Origin of the sequence: Chryseobacterium sp. G0201, assembly GCF_003815655.1 — a bacterium.
In the GTDB taxonomy this organism is placed as follows: Bacteria; Bacteroidota; Bacteroidia; order Flavobacteriales; family Weeksellaceae; genus Chryseobacterium.
Window position 1 is genome coordinate 4,324,230 of the sequence record NZ_CP033917.1, and the last position, 16,300, is coordinate 4,340,529.

Sequence of the window (16,300 nt, forward strand, 5' to 3'; positions counted from 1 at the left end):
GCTATTACTTTTACAAGTAGTTACCAAATTGTATGTTAGTTATCAAAAAGTAAGTTTATGAATGTAAGAAAATTAAGTTCAACGAGTTTGCAAAACGAAATTGCTTTAGAAAATGATTGCCCGTTTATATATGCTCTATCTCTGATGGGTAAAAGATGGAAGCCCGCCATACTCTGGAAAATGAGTGAAGAGGGCTGCTATCGATTCAGCGGATTTAAAAGAGAAATTCCACAAATAAGCGAAAAAATGCTAACCCAACATCTAAGAGAGCTTGAAAGTGACGGTTTGATAACGAGAACTGTTTATACCGAAATGCCTCTAAGAGTAGAATATGCACTCACAGAGCTAGGGTTATCTTTACAGCCTATTCTTTCTTCACTTTATCAATGGGGAGATAAAGCACAAAAAATAAAAAAAGACTTTGGCTAGTTTTTTAGTCTTCTATTTTAAATTCTACTACAGCATCGAGTTTCGGATATTTAGTGGCAGAAACAAATTTCTTTCCGGTACAGTCGATCTCGAGCCAGCCTTTTCTTTTCTTAACATCTCCAACTTCCATTACAAACGGTACAAAAGATATTTCGTCTTTACCCTCTTCCATAATTTCTCGATACTGAACAGCGACATCTAAAATACATTCATGGTCGGTATTCAACTTTACATTTCTGTAAACGATATCGTAATGTGTTTCCTGATTTTCGGGAATTTCAAGATAAGCTTCCCAGCCTGTAATATCAGAATTTAATTCGCTGATTGCTTTTAGTGCGTAATACAACGCAATCGTATAATATTTTCTAGTTCCTTTTCTTGTATAGTCATCTACAAAATGTCCGCCTTCAAATAAAATCGTAGGCATTCCTGCTTTGATGAAATTATCGCCCGTTGAAGTTGGATAAAATTCATCAGAATATCTTCCGATCTGATTTGGAATTAATTCTTTCAGATGATGATAAACTTCAGCAATTACCGCCATGCATTTTTTTCTGTTTTCGGTAACGGTACGTTCAACATTTTCCGAAGGCGCCAAAAATGATAAAGTTGCAGGATGAATTCCGTCTGTGGTAAAAATTGTTCTCTGCTCATGCAAATTCAGAGCGTAATCATATTTTTTTGAAGCGACGGCATTTTTAAGAAATTTAATCTCTTTACTCGACTCGTTATGGAAGTCTCTGTTAAGATCAATATCTGAAGCATTGAGTCTTGTCCATTTTTCAGAGCCGTCTGGATTTAGCATAAAAATAAAATCCAGCTTGATCTTACTGAAAAGTTCATCTTTCAATTCCGGAGCTTTATCTAAAGTGATCAGCAGATCCAACATGGCATGTGTAGCGTTCGATTCATTTCCGTGCATTTGCGACCAAGCCAAAATATTGATACTTCCGGTTCCGATGCTTAATTTATAAATAGGTTTCTCCAAATATGATTTCCCGATCTCCTGAATATTTTCTGCGAGATTCGTCTGTAAGTATGAAAATAATTTTTCAGGGGAAATATAACGATTAGGGAAATTAGGGTTTTCTAAATAGATCTGTTCAAAATTCATTCTGGAATAGTTTACAAGAGTCAAATTTAACCATTTTTAGTTAAAAAATAAAATTAACGTTTGTAAACCTATTAAACAATGTAAAATGACAGTTTGTCTGTGGATAAAATTGTGGATTGTGGATAATTTAATTAAACTTATTTAAAACACTAAAAATCAGTAATTTATGAATTTTACTTAAATGTAATTTAGAACTTTACTTTAAGTGTTGAAAACCCTATTCATCACCAAATGCGTGTAATTAACTTAAACATGTGGATAGTGGATAAATATGTTAATTACTTTTCATATACAAATGTAAATTGTTAATTATTTAGAAAAGTCCTTTAAAATCGTTGTTTAATTTGGCTTAAAATAAGAAAGTAAATACTATTGAAATTTATTAGCTAAGCATTTGTTATTTAATGATAATTAAACACTGAAATGAGCCTATATTGGGTGTTTACGGAGGTAAAATAACTCAAAACATACATTTGTAATCAGTAAATATCAACAAAATCAAGTATTTAGCTAGTCTTCTACTCTAGTTGTTAAAATTATAAGCTTGTATTTACATGAATCCTCATTAACAGGATACTTAACGATTGATCAATGTTAAAATGGCTAATAATTAGCTTATTTGACCTATACCGTCAGTTGAAACTATAGAAAGTGAATTTTGGGGATAAAATGTTAAATAAAATTTATGATTTAATTTTATCCATAATATAAAGTATTGATATTTAGTTAAATAAACTAATTTACAAATGTATTGTCAATAACTTTATTTTGATTTACATTTGTATTTTGCAATTGTAAATACTATCTTTACATTTGTAAAGTGATTAAAAGCTTATTTTATGAGTTTAAACGAAAGAATTTCCAAAGTTATAGAGTATTCAAAATTGACTCCTTCTGAATTTGCAGATGAGATAGACGTACAGCGGTCTTCTATTTCTCATGTTACTTCAGGAAGAAATAAACCGTCTTTAGAATTTATCATCAAAATAAAATCTCGATTTCCGGAGATCTTATGGGACTGGCTAGTGAACGGCGACGGTGAAATGTTGAAGTCTGAATTACCGGAAACGAATGACCTTGAAGAAATGGAATTGGAAATCGACGAAGATAAAGCCAAGCCTACTTCACTTCCAGATTTATTTACCATGATGAATAATGACGATGACTTTGGATCTGACGAAACAGAAATTGAGCTCCCAAATGAGAGGCCTCAGGAATCATTTATTCCGCATCAAAGTGTACCTCAGGATAAAATATTCGATTCTCAGCGATTAGAGAAATCCAACCAACAATTCATGGATCAAGTAACTGGAAATCAAGAGAATAAGATAAAACGTATTGTTTTGTTCTATGAAAACGGAAAATTTGAAAGTTTTGAACCATAAAAAACCTGATCAAAGAAAATGATCAGGTTAAAAAATATTTGAAGAAGAAAACTAAAGCTAGTGCTTTATATTTTTCAGCTATTTAAATTAAAATGATGCGTTCATTTTATTGCTTTTTTCATGATATACAACTAAATTACAAAAAGTTTATAAACTTAACAAATAAAAATTAATTTTAATAATAAATAATTAACATAATAAATTATTCCATACATATTATAAATTTTAACTATAGATAAAAGAATGCATGATCAAAATTGGTCAGGAATTTTTATTATTTTAAATAATATTATTTATATCACAAAAAAATACCTCACAAATAATGCGAGGTATTTATATTTTTAAAAATAGATTACTTGTTCTTTCTTCTATCCAATTCTTTCTGAATAAGACCTAATTCTCGTCCTGTTTGCCCTGCCACAGAAGTGTTTTCTCTAGCTCTTCTGGTAAGGTAAGGAACAACATCTTTTACAGGTCCGTATGGAAGATATTTTGCTGCATTATACCCTTTATCAGACAAATAGAAAGTAATGTTATCACTCATCCCATAAAGCTGTCCGAAATAGATATGAGGATTGTTATTGTCAAGAGATTTAGCCTTCATTTTGTCCATGATCAATTCAGAAGAGATCTCGTTATGGGTACCAAAAAATGCTGAAACTTTATCTAAATGATTCATTACAAAATCAATTCCTGCATTATAATTTTTATCAGAAGCCTCTTTGGTTGGTTGGATCGGATCTGCATATCCTTTTTCTGCCGCTCTTGCTCTTTCCTTCTCCATATAAGCACCACGAACGATCTTATATCCAATGAAATAATTCTTTTCTCTGGCTCTCTGAAGGTTTTCTTCCATGTATTCCAATCTGCCGGTTCTATACATTTGGATCGTATTCCAAACGATAGGTTTTTCCTGATTATACTTTTCCATCATCTCTTCACACAAATGATCTGCGGCATCCTGCATCCAGGTTTCCTCGGCATCTACCATCACTTTTTTGTCGTGTTCATGGCAAAGTTTACATACTTCATCGAATCTTTTTACAACTCTTTCCCACTCTTCTTTTTGGCTTGAAGTAAGCTCTGCGTTTTTTCCAACAGCTTCATATAGATCAATTCTACCGAAAGCCGTAGGCTTAAAAACGATAAAAGGAATCGCAGGATTTCCTACTGAAAACCTTACAATATCTTTAATTTCTTTGCAAACAGCATCAAATGTTTCTTCATCTTCTTTACCTTCAATTGAGTAATCGAAAATACTTCCAACCCCTCTTTTGAAGAGTTGTTTCACGGCTTTCATGCTTTCTTCACGCGTTTCTCCACCACAAAATTGGTCAAACAAAGTGTTTTTTACAATTCCGGTTACGAAAGGAAAATTATTATGAACAGTGAAATTAAGGACAGAAGTTCCAAGACTTGTAAGAGCGGGTTGTTCAATCATTTTGAACATCCAGTACGCTTTTCTTAACTGTGCATCAGATTTATCTGCAAATGCAACTTTGGTATCGTTAAAAATGGGCATTCCTTTTTATTAAATTTAGTTTTGCAAAGGTAAGAATAACCTTAATCTTTTTACAACATTTTCTGCTATATTTTACCTTCGATTCCGTTCAGAAGCATTGCAATGATTCCTATAAAAACCCAAAGTCTTAATATATTGATTGTCAAAAAATTACTTTTTCGTGAAGAATTTAAAAGCAAATAAATACAAAAGATGAATACAAATAATCCTCCTGCAAAATAATAAGCCATAAAACCGGAAATTCCTGTTCTGAGAATCAATTTCATGGAAACTGCCATTGTAATAACCAGTAATGAAATGATGATTCCTTTCGTAGTTTTAGTTTTAAAATAATTGGGAATTGTAGTATATCCGAAGGCTTTATCTACACTTTTTGTGAGCGTGTCTTTTACTATATCAATACATAAAAGCATAAGAAAAAGAAAAATTGCCATCAACAAAACCTTCTTTGAAAAAGTCTCATAATACACCATCATTCCGAAAAAAGGATATAGGGTAAGACTCACAAAAGTGAGGTTATTGATAATTAAAATCCTGCTTAATTTATGGCTGTAAAACCACATAAAAAATTGATAAACCACAAAAAAAGCAAAAACATTATGTGAAATTGTCCACGCCACGCCCAAAGAAATGATACTTAAAAACAAATAAGCATAAAGAAAATACTTCTGTTTAATGAAACTTTGAACTCTTGTTCGGAATGGTTTTACGATATGATCTTTTTCAAAATCATAGAACTGATTGATAATTCCACCTGCAAGAATTGTTAAAACGGTACAGAAAATAATGCCGTGAACTTTAAAATCGAAGACAAATTTTCTGAAACTTTCATCCTGATTAAACAAGAAAAATGTTGAAACATACAACGCAAAAGTGAGTAAAATAGCTACAAAAAATCGTGCGCCTAAAAGAAAGCCCACGAATTGTGAAAATCTGTAAAATAGAGATTTTTGGACAAAGTTTTTTTGTTGGAAATTATCTTTTTCAGAATTCATTCCCAATACAATTAAAATCTGTAAATCACTTCTTTATGGAAGCCGTCAAGCATTTTTTCAGCTTTCTCGTAATCTTTTGTGAAACCTAAAATATAACCTCCGCCTCCGCTTCCGCAAAGTTTTAAGTAATAAGCATTTGAGTCTAACCCTTTTTTCCAGACATTAAAAATACTTTCCGGAATCATCGGACGAAAATGTTCGTATGCCCAATGAGAAAGTTTCTTTAAATTTCTAAAGAAAGGATTCATATCTTTTTTAAGGAAAGCCTCGATACAAGCATTGTTGTAGCGGATAAACTCTTCTTTTAAGGTTTTACGGAAACCTTCAGTCTTCATTTTTTCAAAGAAAATCTGAACCATTGGTCCGGTTTCGCCCGTCATTCCGGAATCGATCAGGAAAATTGCTCCTTTTCCTTCCTGGCTTTTTGGGATTGCTACTTTATCTACACTTTCTTTACTTTCGATAAGAATCGGAAGGTTCATGTAGCAAATAAGTGGGTCTATTCCAGAACTTTTTCCGTGGAAATAGCTTTCCATTAAACCAAAAACGGTTCTCAAATTTTTAAGTTCGTCTTTAGAAATATTGTCAGGATTATGTTTTGCAATTGAGTAACGTTCGAAAATAGCGGCTACTAAAGCGCCTGAACTACCAATTCCATATCCTTGCGGAATATTACTGTCAAAGAATAAACCTTCAGAGATTTCCTGTTTGAATTTCGAAACATTTAATTCAAAACCTTGAGGAAGCTCTAAATTGAGTAGATAATCTGCGTATTTTGTAAGGTGTTCATTAGATTTTTTTTCAAAATCGGAATCTAATGATGAGAACTTGAGGGTACCTTTATAGAAACTATAAGGTAATGTCAAACCTTGGGAATCTTCAATGATTCCGTATTCCCCGAACAAAAGAATTTTTGCGTAAAATAAAGGGTTTGTCATTATATAATAAATCTTTTTTGCAAAGTTAAAATTATTCTGCTCAGTATAAGCAAAATCCACGCCGAATTATAACTTATTTTAACAGAACATTGATCATTTGTATTTAATTAAATCTTAAAAACTATATTTAATATCTTAAAGTTAGCAAAAAAGCCTGACAAAATCAGGCTTTTATTATTAAAAATTCAAAAATTATTGTTTTATTAATTTCTTGCTTACTGTTTGTTTTTCTGTTTCTATTGAAACCACATAATTTCCGGTTGGCATAGTTGAGAGGTTTATCTCTGTTTTATTTCCTTTCAATGAACTTGCAGAACTTACTAACCTTCCAGCTTCATCATACATTTTATATGATTTTAAACCTTCTTTAGAAGAAATTACTATCATTGTTTTTGCAGGGTTAGGATAAATATCAATAATATTATCCTTTACAACTGTATCTTCTACCCCCAAAAATTTACATGTGAAATTAGCTTTCCAACCGTTACCGACGCCAGAGCCATTAGAGAAAAATTCTACGGTAATAGCTCCTGTAGGATGTGTTGACGTAAAAGGCCCTGGAATTAAGTTACCCGTCAAATCACTGCCATTCGAAAATAAAGGAGAGCCTGCTGGCCCATTATATACATACATATAATCACTAAATCCTTCTAAATTAAACTCAGTGAAAACTAGTCCTAGTTTGGAATTGGAAAGGGGATAGAAAGTTTTTGATAATATTTCATTATTACTATAAGTACCTGAAATTCCTCCGGAATCTGTAAACTGGATACCACTACACCAATTTCCATCTGTTAAGATAGTTCTATACTTTTGGTAAGCAGATGAGCTAGAACAATCTGTACCAATATAAAGGTTATAGTAAGTTGCAGGTTCTAAATTAGTTAAATTAAAGGCTTGTGAACTAGTATTTCCCGTTTGTACAATAGTTCCATCCATTTTTGAAAGCTTATATTTCCAAGATAATGAACTCCCGTCAATAATAAAAACATTTGCAGAATTTTGAGTAATTTCGGTAACACTAAAATCAATAATTGTCTCCTCACAAGATGTAGTACAATTAGTTCCAAGGCATGCACTAGAATTTATTATATTTCTCATTAGAGCAGCTGGCTGAGAACCAAATCCGTTACTAAAATTTATGCCTACCCCTGATACCTGATGACAATAACTCATAATCGTACCACTACTCGGAATCGGACCAGGACATACACTGCCTTGAGATCCACTTAGCCAGCCACATCCGTCAATAGCTGTGTTATTTCCGTTCCATGCACAAGCATGGGTGTGGGGTGAGCCTAAGCTATGTCCCATTTCATGTGCTACAACATTGACTGTCCATGAATAAACTGGAATAGCGTCATAATTTTGAGTAACGGGAGAAAATGCATATTTTGAGTCTTTACAAAGTGAATTTATATAAGCTACCCCACTACTTGCAGGAGAGTTAATTAAATTAGCCTGATCTCCATTAAAGATAGGTCTATTATTCCGAAACGCAGCTAAATTAGCGTCAGCACCTGCAGTATAAGGATCTTGAGCTGTCCAAACATATACTTCACTTAAAGCAATTTTTATATCATCATTATAATATAGGGTAGCTACATTATTATGAATAGCTGTAAGCCAATTTACGGTAGTTGTAGTATTTGAACCATTATTTTGGTAAGGTTTATAACATACTTCATAATATATTCTTACACAATTATCTGTTAAAGTCTTTTTTTCAGTAAGTTTAGGATCGAAAGACATTTTATTATTTTGATTTTCCTTTAATTCATCTGCTCCGCAAATAAAAGGATTTTTGCCTATTAATTTAGAATCTGAATAGCTTACAAAATCTTCAGAATTTTTAGCTTTTCCTAAAATTATATTTCCCAGTTCTGGCGTAGAAGCTACCCCCACAATATCATTTTCAAAAAAACTAAAGGCAACAACAGAATTATTTTCTCCCTGTACAATACCTTTATAGTAAACACCAGGTATATAACTTATTGCCTCTCCTTTTTTAGTTGTTACTTTAAAGTCATTTGTGAAAATTTGATCTTTATATAATTCTACCGTAATTTTTTTATGTCCCTGAAAAGGAAAAGAAATTTCAATAAACTCTGGCTTATCTTTAACAATTTTTTGAAGATTAGAAGAATTTAGATTGAAAATGGTAATATCTGTTGCCAGTCTTTTGTACTCGACTATCTTTTCAGAAGCCTTATCTACTTCAAATAAATCATATTTTTCAAAAGATTTATTCTGAAAATGATATTCTGAAATTTTTTGAGGAATTGGCTTTAAATTTTGTGAAAAACCTACAACAAAACTTTGCAAAATGCAAAGAAATAGAATCTTTTTGATCATTTTTATTAATTTCTTACAAATAAACAAAAAAAATATTATTTTTATAAAAATTAACATATAAATCATAATTATGATTTATATGTTAATTTAAAATCTTCGTATTTAAAAATTTTCAGTCTAATAATTATAAAAAATATTGAAATTGCTTATTTTAAAAAAAAACTATGAAATTTCGATGAAAGTATTTATTGTTTGTTTTTATAGAGAATGGAAATCATATTTTTGATAAAACATCCTAGAAATAAAAAAGCCAATGAATTACTTTATTGGCTAAAAATATTTAAAATATAATAATATTATAATGTATCTCTCTCTTTCATCATTTTCACTTTCATAAAACGGATCAAGATAAGACCTATTGCAAAAAATATGGTCATAGAAAGTGCAGCGATACGCATGTTATTAAAATGCTCGATCAACGTTGCAAAAATGAATGTTCCTAAAATAATCGCCAACTTTTCTAATACATCATAGAAACTGAAAAACGTTGTGTTTTCCATTGAATTTTCAGGTAAAAGTTTTGAATAGGTTGATCTCGACATCGCCTGAAGACCTCCCATTACCAGACCTACAACTGCAGCAACTCCGTAGAACTGATATTCAACAGTAGGGTTTTCTTTATTAAGGAAAAACGCCCATAAACAAGCTACAATCCATAAAACAATGGCAATTGAGATCACATTTCTGTTTCCTATTTTTCTGGATAATCTTGAGAATATGACCGCTCCGATAATTGCTTCGATCTGAATAACTAAAAGTGTTCCGATTAATTTATCCTGAGCCAGGTTTATTTCACTTTTCCCAAATAATGTTGCCATTAAGAAAATTGTCTGCATTCCAACACTGTAGAAAAAGAAACTTGAAAGGAAAAATTTTAGATTTCTATCCTTAAACAATAGATTTCCCGCTTTAAAAAGTTCATGAAAACTTTCTTTCGCAATGTCTTTATAAAAACTGATATTATCTTTAAATACTTCGAAGAAACCTCCTTGGTCTGCATGCTTTTTGAAGATATTTTTATAGTTTAATAATACAAGATCTTTAGGTAATTTCTCTTTAACATCACCAAACTGAGGTAAATGTTTGAATGTATATTGAGAAAAACCAAACCACCAAGCTCCCGTCAATAAGAAACTAATTCTTGTAAATAATAACTGTTGTGCAGCACCTTTAGCAAAAACCTGAATCAATACCAAACATAAGATTACTAAAACTACAGAACCGATATATCCGTAAACATACCCTCTTGCGGAAAGCGCATCTTGTTTATCCCGCGTCGCAATATCCGGTAAAAACGAGTTATAAAACACCAAACTTCCCCAGAATCCTACACTCGCTGTTATACTGAAAAGCAGTCCCAGAAAGACATTATGCATGCCTGTGAACATCGCCAATCCCATACAAGAGGTAGCTCCCAAGTAACAGAAAAACTGTAAAAATGATTTTTTATTACCAATAGTATCCGCTAAAGAAGACAAAAACGGAGATAATAAAACGACAATAAAGAAAGATATCGTTAATGAATATCCATAAACCGCATCCGGCTGATATTCTTTTCCAAAGATCTTGATCATGTGTCTTACCGGAACATCGATCCAGGTTTTTGTTTCCGCTACATATTCCTTTTTTTCGTACGCTGTGGTAAGAATAGAATAATAAATTGGGAAAATAGTAGACGTAATTACCAAAGAATAAACAGAATTGGCCCAGTCGTAGACTGCCCAAGCTTTCATAATCTTTGGATTATTTTTAATATTTTGTGATGGTTGAATCCCTGTTTCAGACATTTATAATAAGTATTAATTTAGCAAAAATAAAAAAACCATTAAGAAATTGATAACAATTTAAAAAAATTATCAAATCCTTAATGGTTGTAAATATACTTTAAAAAGTATTATAAATTCTCAATAACAATTGCAGATGCACCACCGCCTCCATTACAGATTGCTGCAGCACCATATTTTGCATTATTTTGTTTTAAAACATTGATCAAAGTAACGATAATTCTAGATCCTGAACTTCCAAGTGGGTGACCCAAAGCTACCGCTCCACCGTTCACGTTTACTTTAGCAGCATCCAATCCTAAGATTTTGTTGTTTGCTAAACCTACCACAGAAAAAGCTTCATTAAATTCGAAGAAATCGATGTCCGTAAGCTCTAAACCAGCTTTTTTAAGAGCAATCGGTAAAGCTTTTGCAGGCGAAGTCGTGAAGTTTTCAGGCTCCTGAGCAGCATCAGCATAAGAAACAATTCTTGCCAAAGGCTTAAGACCTAATTCTTCCATTTTTTCTTTAGAAACAAGGATCAATGCAGAAGCACCGTCATTTAAAGTAGATGCATTAGCTGCAGTTACCGTTCCTTCTTCTTTTTTGAAAACCGTTGGAAGTGTTGGAAGTCTGTCGAAGTTTACTGCTTTGTATTCTTCATCCTCTGCGAAAATGATAGGATCTCCTTTTCTCTGAGGAATAGAAACGGGAACAACTTCTTCAGCAAATTTCCCTTCGCTCCAAGCTTTTGCAGATTTTTTGTAAGATTCTATAGCGAAATTATCTTGTTCTTCTCTTGTAATATTATAGTCAGTTGCACATTTTTCTGCACAAACTCCCATGTGAACTTTGTTGTAAACGTCTGTAAGACCGTCTAAAACCATTCCGTCTAACATTTTAACGTCTCCTAATTTTGTAGCGTTTCTTGCATTGTAATAATGAGGAACTGAAGACATGTTTTCCATACCTCCCGCAACAATTACGTCTGCATCACCCGCTTTAATTGCCTGTGCAGCCATACTTACCGCTTTCATTCCTGAAGCACAAACTTTATTGATCGTTGTAGCGATAGTTCCGTTTGAAAGTCCCGCTCCTAAAGCAACCTGACGAGCCGGAGCCTGTCCTTCACCTGCCTGTAGAACGTTACCCATATAGATTTCCTGGACATTTTTAGGGTCAAGGTTAATTTTATCTAATGCTCCTTTTACAGCAATCGATCCCAACTTTGTAGCCGGAACAGCTGATAAACTTCCTAAAAAACTACCCATTGGTGTTCTTACTGCGGAAACGATGAATACTTCTTTCATGTGTATATCTTTATTTTTTCTATTTTAAAAATGATTCTAAACCTTTCGGTTATTTTGTTTTAACCTTTATTAAAACCAAATCGAATTGGTTATTATCAACTTTAGATTGAATTTTAATATAATTATCCATTGTTGCAATTACCTTATTACTAAAAACATCACCCACTTTAATAGGATTGCTTTCTTCAGTTTTTTCAAGTACGATCAGCTTATAATTACAGTCATCCACAAAAACAATACTTGATTTTATGTGATCTTTTCCATCATTATAGTATTCTGTCTGAACATTATCTTTCACGGTCATGTACCAAAGATTTTTTGGATAATTAACACGTAGAAATGTTCCTTCCTTTATATTACTGCACTTAGTAGGATTATCTACAGGCTTCTGCTGTACAGCTTCTTTCTTCTTGGTATCAGTCGTTTTTTTCTGAGCATTAATCTGGGAAACACCCAAAAACAATAATGCAACGGAGATTGTTTTTATGTACTTCATATCTGTGTTCTGTTATTTACTTTATTATTTTTTGCAAAGATCATTAGGAAAGCACCCAAGAATTCAATTGCCCAACCCCACTTTAGTTTTACAACGCCGGCAAAAGTTTCTCTCCAAGATTTAAACGGCAAAAAGCTGAAATAATCTAAAGACTGAACTTTAATAGCGATCAAACTAAGAATGAATAAAAGGATTAAAAGAACCGCAAAACTTCTTACGATTTTCGCACTATTATTCACGATCCCGAAAAGGGCACAGGCGGAAAGAATCCAGCATGCAATAGCCAGAAAATGGTCTAGTTTCCAGTAATTCCAATTACCTATAATCGGAACATGAACCAAGGGTAAAAAACTACCCACAACCACTAATAACAATCCTAATAACTGAATATTTTTCATAATTCTTAAAGTGCCAAAATACAAAAAAAAACACACTTTCTATCAGTGTGTTTTAAAAACAAATTATTTGCATACAAACATTTGTTAGTTTTAAAATAAAGATTATAATTTTGAATATTTCACAATAAAAAACGAATTTAATTATTTAATTAAAAATTAACATTCGTACTTTCAATACCTATTTTTAAGCTATATTCCTCTTTAGCATGACATCATTTTTAAAATATATGGAAAATTTCCTTTTTGAGCAGATAAATTTATATTTAACTGGTATTAATAAGCAATAAAATTCTTCTCTGCGCTTTTCATGTATCAATTGCTGTAGTATTATGTGATATAAAAAAATTACAGGAAGTAGCTTTAAGGCAAAAAAATGCACCTTTTTTCAAAAGTGCATCTTAATATCTTAATAATCAGTAAAATAAATTAATGTTTTATTGAAGAAACATCTTGCGGCTCATGTTTATGTTTAAATAAAATCGCAAAAAGAATAGTCAAAACTAAAGCATAAGCAGCAAAAGAAAGCCAGATATTCTGCCAGTCTTTTACCATTACGATAGATGATAATGTTCCGTCAGGATTTACAGCCGAATTAAAACTATTTTTAAGAATTTCTAAAAAAGTAGCATTATCAGGTGTTGTTTCCAGATAAGTGGAAAGATCTGAAGCAGTAGTGAATTTATGGGTAAAAAATTTATCGATTGCCCAGCCTGCAGCATAACTTCCGAAAACCGCTCCAAAACCGTTTGTCATCATCATAAACAACCCTTGCGCAGAAGAACGAATCTTTTTATCAGTCGTCGTTTCTACGAAAAGAGAGCCAGAAATGTTAAAGAAATCGAAAGCCATCCCGTAAACAACACAAGAAAGAATGATTAATGATAAACCATATCCGTCCGGAACTCCGTAAGCGAAGAATCCGAATCTTAAAACCCATGCAAACATGGCCATTAACATTACCTTTTTTATTCCGAATTTCTTTAAAAAGAAAGGGATCGCCAAAATAAATAATGTCTCAGAAACCTGAGAAATCGACATAATTATAGTTGATCTCTGGACTACAAAAGAATCTGCATATTTCGGAAAATGAGCAAATTCACTTAAGAAAACGTCTCCATAAGCATTCGTTAACTGTAATGCAGCTCCTAAAAGCATTGAAAACACAAAGAACAAAGCCATTTTATAGCTTCCGAAAAGCTTAAAAGCATTTAATCCAAACTGCTCAATTAAAGGAGCACTTTTGTCAATCAACTTTTGTGGCGGACATTTTGGTAATGTCAATGCATAAATTCCTAATACGATTGCCGCTATTCCTCCAATATAAAATTGCCCTTCTGTGGCTTTATTTCCTGTAAGATTGGTGATCCACATGGCCACAATAAAACCGACAGTTCCCCAAACACGAATAGGTGGAAAATCTTTCACAACATCTAAATCACTATTTTTAAGAATAGTATAAGAGATTGAATTCGCCAGAGCAAGTGTTGGCATATAGAAACACATCGCCACAAGCATTACAGAAAAAAACGAGTTTGGATCTGCGCTATGAGGCAAAATGAAAAGGGTGATTCCGTAAAGAATTTGTAAGGCGAAAAACATTCTTTCCGCATTTATCCAGCGGTCGGCAATGATTCCGATAAGGGTCGGCATAAAAATAGAAGCTATTCCCATTGTTCCAAAAACAGCCCCAAACTGAGTTCCGTCCCAATGTTTTGTACCGAACCAAAAATTAGCCATCGTAATTAGCCATGCTCCCCAGACAAAGAACTGGAGGAAGCTAAGGATGGTAAGTCGTAGTTTTAAATTCATAGTTAGTGTAAAATATCTCTTTTAGTCAATTTTCTTTTTCCTTCTTTTGATCTCCTCCTGGATCTCAAGAGCAGTATCATAATCTTCTTCTTTTACCGCTTCATCCAATAATTTCTGAAGCTCCTCCATAGAAAGAGATATTAAGTTGTCTTCTGAATGAATGGTTTCAGAAAACGGCTGTTCTTCTTTAGCAACATCTTCCAATTCCAGAAGAATTCCTGCCTCATTCAGTACTTGTTGAGTCGTAAAAATGGGAGCATCGAATCTTACTGCCATTGCAACAGCATCGGAAGTTCTGGCATCAAGAATCAATTCTTCATCATTAACTTTATTTTTAAAATTAATATTTGAAAAGAAAACTCCGTCTACGATCTGATAAATGATCACAGAAATCAATTCATAATTGGTAGAAACTATAAATTTTGTAAATAAATCATGCGTAAGAGGACGAGGCGGATGTATGTCTTTTTCCAGACCAAGAGAAATGGATTGTGCCTCGAAATTTCCTATAACAACAGGTAATTTTATATGTGTTTCTTCATGTTCCAATAACAAAGCGTACGCCCCTGATTGGGTCTGGCTGTACGATATTCCGCGAATAATTAGCTGCTTATAATCCATAGCTACAAATATAAATTAATTTTTTTATTGTAGGTTTTACTTTTAGACAAAAATAAAAGCCCGGAAGCCGAGCTTTTATCTGTATGTTGATGTTTGTCAAAGGTCAATAGTGAATTTTGCTTCGCAAGTGAATTAATTTAATTAAAAAATTAACAAGCGCAGCGAATTGACTATTTACCATTCACTTTCTTATCCTTTGATTGCCTTAATCTTTTCAGTTAATGCAGGAATAATCTGGAAAGCATCTCCTACTACACCGTAATCAGCCGATTTGAAGAACGGAGCTTCAGCATCACTGTTGATGACAACGATAGTTTTAGAAGAGTTAACTCCAGCTAAGTGCTGAATAGCTCCCGAAATACCAACTGCAATATAAAGATTTGGAGAAATCGCTTTACCGGTCTGTCCAACGTGTTCTGTGTGAGGTCTCCAACCGATGTCAGAAACTGGTTTAGAACAAGCTGTAGCAGCACCTAAAACGTTTGCTAATTCTTCGATCATTCCCCAGTTTTCAGGACCTTTCATTCCTCTACCTGCAGAAACTACAACTTCAGCTTCTTTAAGGTCTAGTTTTCCTGAACTCTGCTCGTGAGAGATCACTTTAGTATCTTCGTTTGCTACTGATAAGTTTTTCACTTCTTCAGAACCTGAAACTGCATTTTCTTTAACACCGAAAGCATTTTGAGAAACCGTAACGATTACTCCATTTCCTTCAGCTTTTGCATGCATGAAACCTTTTCCTGAGAAAGCTCTTCTTTTCACCTGGAATGGAGAAAGACTTTCCGGAGCAGCCAAAGCGTTAGTAATTAATGCAAAACCATTCATTACTGCCAACATTGGAGCGATTGAAGAAGCGTCTGTAGTGTGAGGGAAAACGATGATGTTTCCGTTTGCAACTTCACTTACAGCCTGAGCATATGCTTTAGCCGAGAAGCTTTTAAGACCTTCATCTTTAATATTGATAACATTTGATGCTCCATATTTATATAATAAATCTGAAGAATCTGTAGGGTTTACAGAGATTGCTGTAACGGTATCTCCCGCCTGATCTGCAACTGCTTTAGCGTAAGCAACTGCTTCAAAAGCCGCTTTCTTGTAAACTCCATTTATATTTTCTGCGTATACGAATACTGCCATTTTACAATTAATTTAAAGATTAAAAAAT

Annotated in this window: 14 protein-coding genes; 2 read left to right on the plus strand and 12 right to left on the minus strand. The window is 33.0% G+C overall.

Annotated features, from left to right (window positions below; translation table 11 throughout):
- Window positions 1-57: 57 nt before the first annotated feature.
- The gene (locus EG348_RS19390; RefSeq protein WP_123984595.1) at window positions 58-429 is read left to right on the plus strand and encodes a winged helix-turn-helix transcriptional regulator; all 372 of its coding nucleotides are present in this window, start codon (window positions 58-60) and stop codon (window positions 427-429) included.
- A 4-nt stretch (window positions 430-433) separates the two neighbouring features.
- Here EG348_RS19390 and EG348_RS19395 read toward each other — a convergent pair whose 3' ends face one another.
- Window positions 434-1,543: a M14 family zinc carboxypeptidase gene (locus EG348_RS19395; RefSeq protein WP_123984596.1), complete on the minus strand. Its 1,110-nt coding sequence runs from the start codon at window positions 1,541-1,543 to the stop codon at window positions 434-436.
- Between the two features lie 839 nt (window positions 1,544-2,382).
- Here EG348_RS19395 and EG348_RS19400 point away from each other — a divergent pair.
- Complete coding sequence (locus EG348_RS19400; protein ID WP_123984597.1) at window positions 2,383-2,928, plus strand: helix-turn-helix domain-containing protein; 546 nt, start codon at window positions 2,383-2,385, stop codon at window positions 2,926-2,928.
- A 352-nt stretch (window positions 2,929-3,280) separates the two neighbouring features.
- Here EG348_RS19400 and EG348_RS19405 read toward each other — a convergent pair whose 3' ends face one another.
- From EG348_RS19405 to EG348_RS19455, 11 genes are all read right to left on the minus strand, one after another.
- A complete protein-coding gene (locus tag EG348_RS19405) occupies window positions 3,281-4,450 on the minus strand; it encodes a proline dehydrogenase family protein (RefSeq protein ID WP_123984598.1) in 1,170 nt (389 codons plus the stop codon).
- A 65-nt stretch (window positions 4,451-4,515) separates the two neighbouring features.
- On the minus strand, window positions 4,516-5,445 hold the full coding sequence (locus EG348_RS19410) for a UbiA family prenyltransferase (RefSeq protein ID WP_123984599.1): 930 nt from the start codon (window positions 5,443-5,445) through the stop codon (window positions 4,516-4,518).
- An 11-nt stretch (window positions 5,446-5,456) separates the two neighbouring features.
- The gene (locus EG348_RS19415; RefSeq protein WP_123984600.1) at window positions 5,457-6,383 is read right to left on the minus strand and encodes a mevalonate kinase; all 927 of its coding nucleotides are present in this window, start codon (window positions 6,381-6,383) and stop codon (window positions 5,457-5,459) included.
- Window positions 6,384-6,575: 192 nt separating this feature from the next.
- The gene (locus tag EG348_RS19420) at window positions 6,576-8,738 is read right to left on the minus strand and encodes a T9SS type A sorting domain-containing protein (protein WP_123984601.1); all 2,163 of its coding nucleotides are present in this window, start codon (window positions 8,736-8,738) and stop codon (window positions 6,576-6,578) included.
- Window positions 8,739-9,034: 296 nt separating this feature from the next.
- Window positions 9,035-10,525, minus strand: coding sequence for an MFS transporter (locus EG348_RS19425; protein ID WP_123984602.1), 1,491 nt, complete (start codon window positions 10,523-10,525; stop codon window positions 9,035-9,037).
- Between the two features lie 107 nt (window positions 10,526-10,632).
- The gene (locus EG348_RS19430; protein ID WP_123984603.1) at window positions 10,633-11,811 is read right to left on the minus strand and encodes an acetyl-CoA C-acyltransferase; all 1,179 of its coding nucleotides are present in this window, start codon (window positions 11,809-11,811) and stop codon (window positions 10,633-10,635) included.
- 49 nt (window positions 11,812-11,860) lie between these two features.
- Complete coding sequence (locus EG348_RS19435) at window positions 11,861-12,307, minus strand: hypothetical protein (RefSeq protein WP_123984604.1); 447 nt, start codon at window positions 12,305-12,307, stop codon at window positions 11,861-11,863.
- Entirely contained in the window at window positions 12,304-12,705 is a 402-nt protein-coding gene (locus EG348_RS19440) for a hypothetical protein (RefSeq protein ID WP_123984605.1), read from the minus strand. Before EG348_RS19440 ends, EG348_RS19435 begins: the two co-directional genes overlap by 4 nt.
- 426 nt (window positions 12,706-13,131) lie before the next feature.
- On the minus strand, window positions 13,132-14,514 hold the full coding sequence (locus EG348_RS19445) for a nucleoside permease (protein WP_123984606.1): 1,383 nt from the start codon (window positions 14,512-14,514) through the stop codon (window positions 13,132-13,134).
- Window positions 14,515-14,535: 21 nt separating this feature from the next.
- On the minus strand, window positions 14,536-15,135 hold the full coding sequence (locus tag EG348_RS19450; protein ID WP_123984607.1) for a bifunctional nuclease family protein: 600 nt from the start codon (window positions 15,133-15,135) through the stop codon (window positions 14,536-14,538).
- Between the two features lie 189 nt (window positions 15,136-15,324).
- Window positions 15,325-16,272, minus strand: a complete 948-nt coding sequence (locus EG348_RS19455; RefSeq protein WP_123984608.1) for an electron transfer flavoprotein subunit alpha/FixB family protein — start codon at window positions 16,270-16,272, stop codon at window positions 15,325-15,327.
- Between the last annotated feature and the right edge of the window lie 28 nt (window positions 16,273-16,300).

Coding starts and splice junctions, on each gene's coding strand:
- EG348_RS19450 (WP_123984607.1), bottom strand. CDS start 15,135: ATGGATTATAAGCAGCTAATTATTCGCGGAATATCGTACAGCCAGACC.
- EG348_RS19395 (WP_123984596.1), bottom strand. CDS start 1,543: ATGAATTTTGAACAGATCTATTTAGAAAACCCTAATTTCCCTAATCGT.
- EG348_RS19455 (WP_123984608.1), bottom strand. CDS start 16,272: ATGGCAGTATTCGTATACGCAGAAAATATAAATGGAGTTTACAAGAAA.
- EG348_RS19430 (WP_123984603.1), bottom strand. CDS start 11,811: ATGAAAGAAGTATTCATCGTTTCCGCAGTAAGAACACCAATGGGTAGT.
- EG348_RS19435 (WP_123984604.1), bottom strand. CDS start 12,307: ATGAAGTACATAAAAACAATCTCCGTTGCATTATTGTTTTTGGGTGTT.
- EG348_RS19440 (WP_123984605.1), bottom strand. CDS start 12,705: ATGAAAAATATTCAGTTATTAGGATTGTTATTAGTGGTTGTGGGTAGT.
- EG348_RS19445 (WP_123984606.1), bottom strand. CDS start 14,514: ATGAATTTAAAACTACGACTTACCATCCTTAGCTTCCTCCAGTTCTTT.
- EG348_RS19415 (WP_123984600.1), bottom strand. CDS start 6,383: ATGACAAACCCTTTATTTTACGCAAAAATTCTTTTGTTCGGGGAATAC.
- EG348_RS19400 (WP_123984597.1), top strand. CDS start 2,383: ATGAGTTTAAACGAAAGAATTTCCAAAGTTATAGAGTATTCAAAATTG.
- EG348_RS19425 (WP_123984602.1), bottom strand. CDS start 10,525: ATGTCTGAAACAGGGATTCAACCATCACAAAATATTAAAAATAATCCA.
- EG348_RS19390 (WP_123984595.1), top strand. CDS start 58: ATGAATGTAAGAAAATTAAGTTCAACGAGTTTGCAAAACGAAATTGCT.
- EG348_RS19410 (WP_123984599.1), bottom strand. CDS start 5,445: ATGAATTCTGAAAAAGATAATTTCCAACAAAAAAACTTTGTCCAAAAA.
- EG348_RS19420 (WP_123984601.1), bottom strand. CDS start 8,738: ATGATCAAAAAGATTCTATTTCTTTGCATTTTGCAAAGTTTTGTTGTA.
- EG348_RS19405 (WP_123984598.1), bottom strand. CDS start 4,450: ATGCCCATTTTTAACGATACCAAAGTTGCATTTGCAGATAAATCTGAT.